The sequence below is a fragment of the Mesorhizobium sp. M7A.F.Ca.CA.001.10.2.1 genome (genome assembly GCF_003998575.1).
Taxonomy (GTDB): Bacteria; Pseudomonadota; Alphaproteobacteria; order Rhizobiales; family Rhizobiaceae; genus Mesorhizobium.
In genome coordinates, this window is sequence record NZ_RZQY01001023.1 from 1 (window position 1) to 1,380 (window position 1,380).

Sequence of the window (1,380 nt, forward strand, 5' to 3'; positions counted from 1 at the left end):
GTCTTCACGTGATCGGCGCCAGCATCGGACTGGCTGCGATCAATGCCAATTGCGGCGAGGTCGACGAGATCATCGCGAGAGCCGATGCGGCCTGCTATGCGGCCAAGGCGGCCGGCCGCGGCTGTGTCTCCGTGGCGTCCGACGCACGGATCGTGGAGGGCCGGACAGAGCCGCTGGCGGCGGCCTCCTGATCGAGCCTGTCAACCGCCGATCCGAAGGCTTGTCCCTGATTTGCGTCGACGATGCGCTCAGCGCGTCGGAACGGGATGCTCGCCACGATAGTCGTAGAAGCCGCGCCCGGTCTTGCGGCCGAGCCAGCCGGCCTCGACATATTTCACCAGCAGCGGGCAAGGGCGATACTTCGAGTCCGACAGGCCGTCATGCAGCACCTGCATGATCGACAGGCAGGTATCGAGCCCGATGAAATCGGCCAACTGCAGCGGCCCCATCGGATGGTTGGCGCCGAGCCGCATGGCGGTGTCGATGGCGTCGACCGAGCCGACACCCTCATAGAGCGTGTAGATCGCCTCGTTGATCATCGGCAACAGGATGCGGTTGACGATGAAGGCCGGAAAATCCTCCGAGACCGTGATCGTCTTGTCGAGCTGCTTCACATAGGTCTTGGCAGCCTCGAAGGTCTGGTCCTCGGTGGCGATGCCGCGCACCAGCTCGACCAGCTTCATCAGCGGCACCGGGTTCATGAAATGTATGCCGATGAACCGCTCAGGCCGGTCGGTCTGCGCGGCAAGCCGCGTGATCGAGATCGACGAGGTGTTGGTCGCCAGGATGGCTTCGGGATTGAGCTGCGGACAAAGCTGGGCGTAGATCTTGCGCTTGACCGTCTCGTCCTCTGTCGCCGCCTCGATCACCAGATCCGCGCCGGCAAGATCGGCCATCGCGGGCGCGGCCGAAATGCGGCCCATCGCGTCGTTGCGCACCTTCTCGTCGAGCTTGCCGGACCCCACCTGGCGGGCCATGTTGCCGCTGATTGTGGCGATGCCTTTCTCGATGCGGTCGGGCGAAATATCGTAGATCAGCACCTTGTAGCCCGAAAGCGCGGAGACATGGGCGATGCCGCCGCCCATCTGGCCCGCGCCGATGATGCCGATCGTCTCGATCTTGCTCATTACACCGATCCCGTCAAAAGGCCTTTGCGGCCTGCTTTTTGTGCGGTGCAAACTAAAAGGGCGGGGCGACTTCGTCTACCCCACCCTCACCATTTAATACGCTTTGGCAGAAAGCGTCAAAGCGCCTTTTGCAGCTCCGGCAGAATGACGAAGAGATCGCCGACGAGGCCGTAGTCGGCAACCTGGAAAATCGGCGCCTCCTCGTCCTTGTTGATTGCGACGATGACCTTCGAATCCTTCATGCCGGCGAGAT

General features: G+C 62.5%; 1 protein-coding gene and 2 pseudogenes. 1 reads left to right on the plus strand and 2 read right to left on the minus strand.

Annotation, left to right across the window (positions count from 1 at the left end; all coding sequences use genetic code 11):
• Nucleotides 1–191, plus strand: a pseudogene (locus tag EN964_RS34655) (hypothetical protein); the annotation flags it as partial.
• A gap of 57 nt (nt 192–248) precedes the next feature.
• Here EN964_RS34655 and EN964_RS34660 read toward each other — a convergent pair.
• Together EN964_RS34660 and EN964_RS34665 are read right to left on the minus strand one after the other, a co-directional pair.
• On the minus strand, nt 249–1,127 hold the full coding sequence (locus tag EN964_RS34660; RefSeq protein WP_013529423.1) for a 3-hydroxybutyryl-CoA dehydrogenase: 879 nt from the start codon (nt 1,125–1,127) through the stop codon (nt 249–251).
• A gap of 116 nt (nt 1,128–1,243) precedes the next feature.
• A pseudogene (locus EN964_RS34665) lies at nt 1,244–1,380 on the minus strand (electron transfer flavoprotein subunit alpha/FixB family protein); the annotation flags it as partial.

What these genes read in the sequence shown, in the direction of transcription:
- EN964_RS34660 (WP_013529423.1), bottom strand. Translation starts at nt 1,127, where the DNA reads ATGAGCAAGATCGAGACGATCGGCATCATCGGCGCGGGCCAGATGGGC.